Annotated in this window: 7 protein-coding genes, 1 pseudogene and 1 riboswitch; of the genes and pseudogenes, 7 read left to right on the forward strand and 1 reads right to left on the reverse strand. The window is 34.4% G+C overall.

Annotated features, from left to right (window positions below; genetic code table 11):
- Window positions 1-197: 197 nt before the first annotated feature.
- A pseudogene (locus KNP96_RS17005) lies at window positions 198-343 on the reverse strand (helix-turn-helix domain-containing protein); the annotation flags it as partial.
- Window positions 344-513: 170 nt separating this feature from the next.
- On the opposite strand from KNP96_RS17005, the gene KNP96_RS16925 reads away from it, so the two are divergent.
- From KNP96_RS16925 to KNP96_RS11155, 7 genes are all read left to right on the forward strand, one after another.
- Complete coding sequence (locus tag KNP96_RS16925; RefSeq protein ID WP_214770520.1) at window positions 514-2,046, forward strand: HNH endonuclease; 1,533 nt, start codon at window positions 514-516, stop codon at window positions 2,044-2,046.
- Between the two features lie 158 nt (window positions 2,047-2,204).
- Window positions 2,205-2,993, forward strand: coding sequence for a TRADD-N-associated membrane domain-containing protein (locus tag KNP96_RS11130; RefSeq protein WP_251135767.1), 789 nt, complete (start codon window positions 2,205-2,207; stop codon window positions 2,991-2,993).
- Between the two features lie 57 nt (window positions 2,994-3,050).
- A complete protein-coding gene (locus KNP96_RS11135) occupies window positions 3,051-4,205 on the forward strand; it encodes a DUF4062 domain-containing protein (protein WP_214770522.1) in 1,155 nt (384 codons plus the stop codon).
- 192 nt (window positions 4,206-4,397) lie between these two features.
- Complete coding sequence (locus KNP96_RS16930) at window positions 4,398-4,658, forward strand: GMP synthase (glutamine-hydrolyzing) (RefSeq protein WP_214770524.1); 261 nt, start codon at window positions 4,398-4,400, stop codon at window positions 4,656-4,658.
- Between the two features lie 60 nt (window positions 4,659-4,718).
- Window positions 4,719-6,188 carry a P-loop ATPase, Sll1717 family gene (locus tag KNP96_RS11145; protein WP_214770526.1) on the forward strand — a complete coding sequence of 490 codons (1,470 nt, stop codon included), beginning with the start codon at window positions 4,719-4,721 and terminating at the stop codon, window positions 6,186-6,188.
- Window positions 6,189-6,301: 113 nt separating this feature from the next.
- Window positions 6,302-6,403, forward strand: a riboswitch (purine riboswitch).
- A 134-nt stretch (window positions 6,404-6,537) separates the two neighbouring features.
- A complete protein-coding gene (locus KNP96_RS11150; RefSeq protein WP_214770541.1) occupies window positions 6,538-7,842 on the forward strand; it encodes an NCS2 family permease in 1,305 nt (434 codons plus the stop codon).
- A gap of 86 nt (window positions 7,843-7,928) precedes the next feature.
- Window positions 7,929-8,846, forward strand: a complete 918-nt coding sequence (locus KNP96_RS11155; RefSeq protein WP_251132511.1) for a proline dehydrogenase family protein — start codon at window positions 7,929-7,931, stop codon at window positions 8,844-8,846.
- Window positions 8,847-9,115: the final 269 nt, after the last annotated feature.

Below are 9,115 nucleotides of genomic sequence, written 5' to 3' on the forward strand. Positions count from 1 at the left end.
TTAACCGAAATAATTTATGTTAAGTGATTTAAGCATGCAAGCCGTTACTACTAACAAGTCCTACATAATTTTATGTTTTATAACAATATTAGTACGTTTATACGAAATATTAATAAATCTAGTATATCGTCATAGAGCTTTTGCCTCAATGAAGTGCATTTAATTAATAGAAACGCAAAGCCAAATTACATGTATAAGTAATTTGGCTTTTTATTTACATTTAAATTAATTTTAATAGAAGGTTGACTGCCAAGGCGTCCCGAAATCTTTCGGACAGAGAAACCTAGCTCGAGATAAGTCTCTATTTTGACTCTTTCTGATGCGTAAGATGAACATAGCTCATAACGAATCTTCCGTAGAACTCTATTTTACGCGAGGCCGTTATAGTTTTTTTGTGTTTTCAGCTAGGTGTTTCACTCAATATTACAATTAGTCTAAAAAAAACACCTCACTAATAATTATAAAAATTGGATATAATGATTATAAATTACTATAAAGGTAGGAAGTGGGATTGTGAAAGTATGGGTTTTATCTACGAGGTTTCCTGAGTTTGAAGATTTGAGTCTATGCTTGAAAAAAAATAACGAGATTAATCTATCGTTTATTAGAGAGACAAACAATGAGTCTTTGGAAGTAGGAGATGAGTTATTCATATGGGGTGCATATGATGAAACTAAAAGTGATTTTCGAATACTCGCTAGATCGAAAGTAATCTCTATTTTGAAAAATAAAAAGAGTACTTTAAGGATGAAAATTCTTGAAACAGATTTTGAATATAAAATTAGAATAAGAGATTTTAATGAAAAGAAATATTTATATGATTTAATTTCATCAAACCTAGAAGATAAATCAATATACTTACTTTCTGAAGATAATGGAAGTTATTTGCGTAGATTTTGGTATGGGCATTATGCTATTTCAAAAGAAGAGGTAACTACTCGTTTTTCATTAGTTGATTCTGTAGAAGACATTAAAAATAATATGAAAAAATTTGAACTAGATTTAACAAAAAACAAGGACTTAAAGAAAGACCTTAAAAGATTTCAACAATGGTATTACATTCATACAGATAACTTTGTAGCACCTAGTAAATTTATAGGCTATAAAGATATGAATGGCATTTTGTATGTGGATAAAGATGCTATTTCTTGGACAGATGGTAGAGATACAGAAAATTGCTTATCAAAGTGGTTTGTTCCCTATAGGAATGAAGCTCTTGAAAATTATATTAGAGAACACTTTGGGAAACCACTTCGGAAAAATTTTAAGATAAATGTTCTCGAAAGTGAGTTGAACATTATTGAGGAAAGATTCAAAAAATTTATAAAGAACTTTAACCTTCCAACTCTCAAACCTAATAGGAGAGATAGAGAATTTAAAAAATACTCTGATGACATTAAAGGACAAGTTATTTATGAGCATCTAATAAATTCTAAAACGCACAGATGGCTCGATGAAAATATTTTAGGTATAAAAAGTGGTAATACAAGAGGGCGAAATTCGGCTAATATTCTTTATTATTTAGGTATGAAAGCTGACTACAGAGGGATTTTTAATAATAAAAAAATAGATGAAGTTATTTCTATACTTAAAGAAAGTGATCAAAATTATTCGGTTGCTATTGAACTTTTGAAAATCAACAAATTCAATGAAGATAGGGTTAAACAGCTCGTACATATTGTTGAACTTGACGTTGAGGCTGAGCAAGTTGAAGAAGAATACAGTTTTGAAGGTAATGTTAAATATTATCATACAAAGCGCTATGAACGTAGTGTCAAAAACCGAGCATTAGCCATAAAAAAACACGATGTAAATTGTATGGCATGTGGATTTAATTTTGAAGAGGCTTATGGAGAGCACGGAAAAAATTTTATAGAAGTACATCATGTAAAGGCATTGAGTACACTCGATGAAGCAGTGAGGATTGATCCTGAAGTAGATTTAACTCCATTATGTGCCAATTGTCACAGGATGATTCACAGGAAAAAAGATCATGCTTTAACAGTTGATCAATTGATTGAAATCTTAAAATTAAATAAAAATTGAGATTTTTATAGGATTATAAAGATTTGTTATTTAGTCAATACTCATGATTGATAGAAAAGTTAAAAGCATTTAATTTACAAGTAGATATAAATAAGTTGCTGAGCAAATTGAGTTGTTTTTTAATATGTGGAGAAAGTTGTGGAGGATAGAGGAGAATTATGGATAGTTCAAGCAATGCTAGAAAAGTGATGCTGTTAGAAAGAAAAAGAATAATTAATCAAAAAATAGATCAAAAGGCTAGGAAAAAAATATATACGATTGTCCTTAGTATAATTCTGATTTGTATAGGTGTTTTTTTAAGACCATTAGCAGGCTATTATGGGATGGTAACATTAATTGACAAAAAAATTATTTTTATGGTTAGTTTAACATCGATATTTTACGGAACTTCCATATTTTTTAGTACATTTGTTGTTTTTCAAAATATCTATAAAACCGATTTGCAGGAAATTGAAAATGAACTTGATCTGCTTAGTATATCGCTCTCTTCTGAAGAAGAGAGGGCAGAGAAGCTTTTTAAGCACCATCATGTTGAGTTAAAGAAATATTATGATGAAAATCTTAAACAGAGTTCATGGATTTTTATAGTGGGGATAATTTGCATAATTGCTGGATTTAGTATAATAGCGTTTACTTTATACTTATTATATAACAACATGTCTAATCAAATTGAGAATAAGATCATAATTGCATCCATTGGTGCCATTGGAGCAATTTTAACAAACTTTATTGCTGTTGTTTTTCTAAAGATGCATGCTGAAACTGTAAAATCATTAACGGAATTTCATAATAGATTTGTTAACACTCACCATTTTTATTTTGGAAATTTTTTAATATCTAAAGTGAAGAATGAAGAGAAAAGAGAAGAAGCATTAATTAGTTTATCTCTAAATATTAATGGAAGTAATAATTTGGATAAAAACTCAAATGAAAAGGAAACAGTCTAAATAATCAATAATATATGTTTAAAGTGTTGAGTAACAAAAATTATGAGGAGGGAAATAATGAAAAAGAAATTACAGGTATTTATTTCATCTACGTATACAGATTTAATTGAAGAGAGGCAGGCAGCTGTACAAGCTGTTTTAAGTGCTGGACATATTCCGGCTGGCATGGAGTTATTCAAGTCAGGGGATGAATCGCAAAAAGAAACAATTAAAAAGTGGATAGATGAATCAGATGTATACCTTTTAATACTAGGTGGTCGGTACGGTACTATAGAACCTGTGAGCGGAAATAGTTATACACATTGGGAATACGAATACGCAGGCGAAATAGGAAAACCAAGATTTTCTGTTGTTATAAATGAAGAAGCCTTGAAGGAGAAAGTAAAGGTTTGGGAGTATCCTGATGTTTATGAAGTTGACAATAGAAACAAGTATGAAGAGTTTAGAAGTCAAGTTTTAAATAAAACGTCTGAATTTTTTGATGATGTAAAAGACATTAAAATTACCGTAATTAGAAAGTTACTTGAGTACGCAAATATGGATGATTTAAAAGGATGGGTTTCCAGGAGTAAAGTTCCTGATAACGAGAGTTTAATAATTAGTTTCGAAAGTTTACTTAAAGAAAATAATCAGCTAAAGAATGTGAATGAAAAATTGCAGAATGAACTCTCGGAATTAAGAAAAAAAATTACATCTGAAGTGAACTTTGTAGGGGGGGAGCAAGCTGGAAATTTGAGATTAAGAGATAGAACAGATAGAATATTTAAGGTTCTGAATCTTGAAGAGTTATATGATGAAAATGAAGGATTTAAAATTATGAATGATTCAAATGAAGTGGGTCAAATTTATCTTCCGGATCCATCTGAGTATTTCGAGGTTTATAAAAAATATCACGATAAATACGATGACATCGTATCAGAATTTATAATGGTAGGAATGGTAGAAGGGAATGAAAAGGTTGAAGAATATTTATCTGAAATTAGAGTTATAATATCTGAACAGCAAAATTATATTAAAGATGTTGTCGGTGTTAATGTAAAATTTATTATTGTAGTTAATGATTTAGATGATAAAGCTAAAAAAATAACGCAAGTCTTTTTAGAAAAAGTAATGGTTCTCTTAGAACTCAAAAAAGGGAATAACTATAGTATTGAAATATGGGATGATAAAAAAATTGAAGAAATTGAATATGAACTGATTTTGAAAATCTAAGTAATAAGTAAGTGTAAAACATCACCGCTATATAAAATTACACTGATAAGATTGTGTTTTGAAGACAATTTTGATTATGAGCAAGCATTTCTTATAGTGGCGTTTCTTTAGATAAATGTAGTTTTAAGTGAAGGCTTTGTATTAGAGAAACATTACTTTACCCGATACTATTGAGTCACAGAAATAAGACAAGTGATTAGAGCTTACATTTATAGAAGTTTAATAGTCATATCGCTGAAAGATCGATATACCAACTTTTTCGTCAACAAAGTCCAGAACGTTAACCGCGTCCTGTACGATGTGACGTCGAAACTACCTTCAACAATTCGATATTATGATGAAGCTTTCTTTTGTTCACATGATTTGTGGATGGAAGGGAGCTTTTGTGATAATAATTTATTAATTAGGAAAATTGTTATTATATTTATCGTGTATAGCTATAAATACACTTAATCTCAAAAGATTGGTATAATTTTTATCGATGAAATTATTATGTCTTAAAGGAGTGTTTTTTTGGATATTAAAGAATGGTTACCATCATTTAAAGTTTCAGCTGAATCTGATAAAGATTTAATGCGTTATTTTTTAAAGACTCAATATTTAACGGATATCATAGATTTAGACAAATGGATGGTCTTAGGAAGAAAAGGTACTGGGAAAACTGCAATTTTTGAATATCTTAAAAACAGTGATCCTTCTAGCATCAATGGATATAATGTAATCTCACTTGATTTTAGTAATTATCCTTGGCCGATTCATCAGCTTTATAAAGAATCTATGGAAGGTGAGCTAACTGCTTATCAAAAAAGTTGGAACTATTTATTTATAGTTCAAGCAATTTCTAAATTAATAAGTTTGAAAGAACAGCAAGGTATTAAATTGAATAAAGAATTAAAAGAAGCCAAAAAGCTACTTCAAGAAATTTTTGGAAATCCAAACCCTAATTTAACTGAAGTTATAAAGTCAAAAATTATGAGAATAAAGACTTTAAGTTCTCCAAATATGGGGATGATGGGGTTTGATGCATCTTTAGGGGAAGTAGCTTTTGAAGAAATAGGCGCTAACGAACAACTTAAAAGTAGATTAAAATCTAATAGTTTTACCATTTTAGATTATTTAGAGAAAATTTATTTAGATAATATTGGCGAAGAGAAAATCTTGATAATTTTAGATCATTTGGATGAAAATTGGCTTGAAGATGGTATTCATGAATACAGTAAAATTTTAATAAACTTAATAAATATTTCAAAGTTTATAAACAATTCTTCTGCTTTTGCAAGTAAATTAAAAATAGTTCCGTTTTTAAGAATTGATATATACGAAACCTTGAGATTCAATGATAAAAATAAAATTTACCAAGACAGTGCTACTGAAATTATGTGGAGTGAAGAATCTTTAAATAGTATGTTTTTAGAGAGAATACAAAATTATAAACCATCACATGTAGAATTAAATTTAGGTGCAAAGACTAACTCAGTTTTTGAAGTAAGATATGTAAGACATGGAGCTACACCGTTTAAGCATATTATTAGAAGGTCTTTTCTAAGACCTAGAGATATAATAGTGTACATGAATAAAATTAATGATATTCATAATAGTCACAGTTCTAAAGCTGATTTGTACTCATCTAAAGACTTATATGATGCTGAAAAAGAATTTTCAGTAAGTATGTACAATGAAATTATTGATGAGTGGAATAACCAAAAACCAGAAATAGCTGAAATTTTATCAGTTATTCAAAGTATCGGCTATCAAACTTTTAAATATGAAGATTTTGAGACTAAATATGACTCTATTTTTCGGGACGGTAAAGCCAAAGAAACAGTTCATTTCTTGTTTAATAACTCAATACTAGGTCAAAAAATAAACGCCAATTGGGAGTATTATTGTGGTAATCCATACATGAATATTGATTACGAGAAACCGTTCCATGCGAATTCGGCCTTGAAGTCTAGGTTGATGTTAACAGAGGGACAAGTTTAATATTCAGTTAAAACCGAACGTTCGGCTTATTTAATCCACTAAATTTCGCTTTTATGGTTGACCGTCTATTTTGAGCGTGCTACGATGTGTCTGTTCTTATTTTAAATCATCTACTAAAAAACAAAAAATAATGCCGTATAATTCTGGGGATATGGCCCGGAAGTCTCTACAGGAACACCTTAAAGGTTCCTACTACGGCGTGCACTGATTCTAGTGTGCGCTTAAAGAAACGGCTTTTACCGCTTAGGTAACTGCCGTTTTTTTCGTTTCTTGAGACGGCTTATTTGGAAAGAAGGCAACCATGAGCACACAGATGAAACCGCAACAACCTAAACAAAAGGAGAACGCGATCGCGCGGTACTTCGATTTTAATGGACTCGGTACGAACATGCGGACAGAGTTTATCGCCGGTATGACAACATTCTTCGCGATGGCGTACATCTTATTCGTTAACCCGAATACGTTAGCAGACGCCGGGATGAATCCTGGTGCTGTCTTCGGTGCAACGGCGCTTGTCGCCGTTATCGGTTCAGTCACGATGGGCTTACTCGCGAATTATCCGATTGCTCTCGCACCCGGTATGGGACTGAACGCGTTCTTCGCCTACAGTGTCGTCATCGGCATGGGGATCCCGTGGGAAACGGCATTATCCGGTGTTTTAGTATCGGGTCTTGTCTTCATGGTACTCACGGCATCAGGGATTCGTGAAACAATCATCAATGCGATTCCAGAACCACTTAAAATGGCAGTTGCTGCTGGAATCGGTTTATTCATCGCCTTCATCGGTTTGAAAACAGGTGGAATCGTCGTCGCAAACGAAGCGACGCTCGTCTCACTCGGTAACTTGGGTCAAGGGACAACATTGCTTGCTGTGTTCGGTTTAGTCGTTTCAGCGATCTTAATGACACGCGGAATTAAAGGCGCCATCTTCTTCGGAATGATTTTGACGGCAATCGCGGGAATGATTTTTGGATTGATTCCTGTTCCGTCAAGCCTTGGGGAAATCGTTTCAGCTCCACCGAGTATCGCACCGACATTCGGACAAGCGTTCCTTCACTTCAATGAAATCTTTACTGTCCAGATGGCAGTCGTCATCTTAACGTTCTTCTTCGTTGATTTCTTCGATACAGCGGGAACACTCGTTGCCGTCGCGAACCAAGCAGGATTAATTAAGGAAAATAAAGTTCCGCGTGCAGGACGCGCCTTGATCGCTGACTCAACAGCAACAGTCGCGGGTTCAATCCTTGGAACATCAACGACGGTTTCATACATTGAATCAAGTGCAGGTGTCGCAGCAGGCGGTCGCTCAGGAATGACGGCAATCGTAACCGGCTTATTCTTCGGACTTGCCTTATTCTTCTCACCACTTCTCGCCGTCATCACGGCGCCGGTCACAGCACCGGCACTCATCATCGTTGGTGTGTTAATGGCATCCTCACTTCTCCAGATTGATTGGAAAAAGTTCGAGTATGCAGTTCCAGCCTTCTTGACAGTCATCATGATGCCACTTACGTATTCGATCGCAACGGGAATCGCATTCGGGTTCTTATTCTATCCAATCACGATGATCGCGAAAGGTCGCGCGAAAGAAGTGCACCCGATCATGTACGCCATGTCACTCGGATTCCTAGCATACTTCATCTGGTTACACTAATTTTTCTTATTAAGCTGACGTCTTTCTTCTATATAGAAGAAAGGCGTTTTTTTAATGGAGAGTAGGGAATCAACAAACAGGAGGTGATGAACGTGTTGGAAAAACTAACAGGTCCGATATTCGAACGACTCGCTGTCGATAAACGTCTTATTCGTGTGGCCCGAGCAGTCGGCTTACCTTTAGGGGGAACATTATTCGTAGGAGGGCAAACAATCGATGAGACGTTCCGAACAGTCCGGACGTTGAATGTGCAGGGGCGGGCAGTCACGATTGATTGTTTAGGAGAGTTTATTCACAGTGTGCAGGATGCAAAGGCGATTGCGGATGAATGCATTGATGTTTTGTACCGATTAGAGAAAGAACAAGTGGATGGACAAATTTCATTAAAGTTAACATCCGTCGGCGTGCGGTTAGATCCGGAACTCGCCCTCATGCAGATGGAGCGTATCCTTGAAGTCGCACTTCAGCTGAATCGCCGGGTGACGATCAACATGGAAGAGTACGAAATGACTGAGTCGATTTTGAAAATTTTCCGTGTGCTTCAGTTCTCTTACCCGAACCTTGGCGTGGCGCTTCAAGCAAATCTGCACCGTAGTCGTTTTGACTTGGATCAACTCGAACCAATGACCCGGATCGTAAAAGGGGCATATACGGGGTCGAAAGAACATTACATCGAGGATAAGGCGATGGTAGATGCCAACTATCTTCTATTAGTAAAACAGAATTTGATGAAAGGACGTTATACGCAAATCGCGACACATGATGACGATATGATTGAGGAACTACTCGACTTTATTCGACAAGCTGACATTTCAGATGAGTGTTTTGAATTTCAAATGCTTCAAGGGATGCGACCGCAACGTCAGAAAGAGTTGGTCAATTCAGGATATCGTGTTGTCGTGTATGTACCGCACGGAGTAGACTGGTATACGTACTTGATGAGACGTCTGGCTGAACGACCTGCAAATATCGGGTTTACTTTATTGAGTATGTTAAGACTCTGATGCTGTATGTAAAACGCAAAACAGCTTTTTGTAAAGTTTTTTTAAAATAATGCTTGTGTTTGTCGAATTTTGTTGTTATATTAATAAATGTTCCAGCGAGACGCCTTTTATAAACGGTTTGTTGGGGCTGAAAAATCTTTTCAAAAACACGGTTGACATAATCAAAACAACCTGTTAATCTATTAAAGTCGCTAACACGACACGACGAACTTTGAAAACTGAACGATGAGGCAAAAAACGTATCTTCGGATACAAACAATGAATGAAGC

This window comes from Exiguobacterium sp. s133 (genome assembly GCF_018618595.1).
GTDB lineage: Bacteria > Bacillota > Bacilli > Exiguobacteriales > Exiguobacteriaceae > Exiguobacterium_A > Exiguobacterium_A oxidotolerans.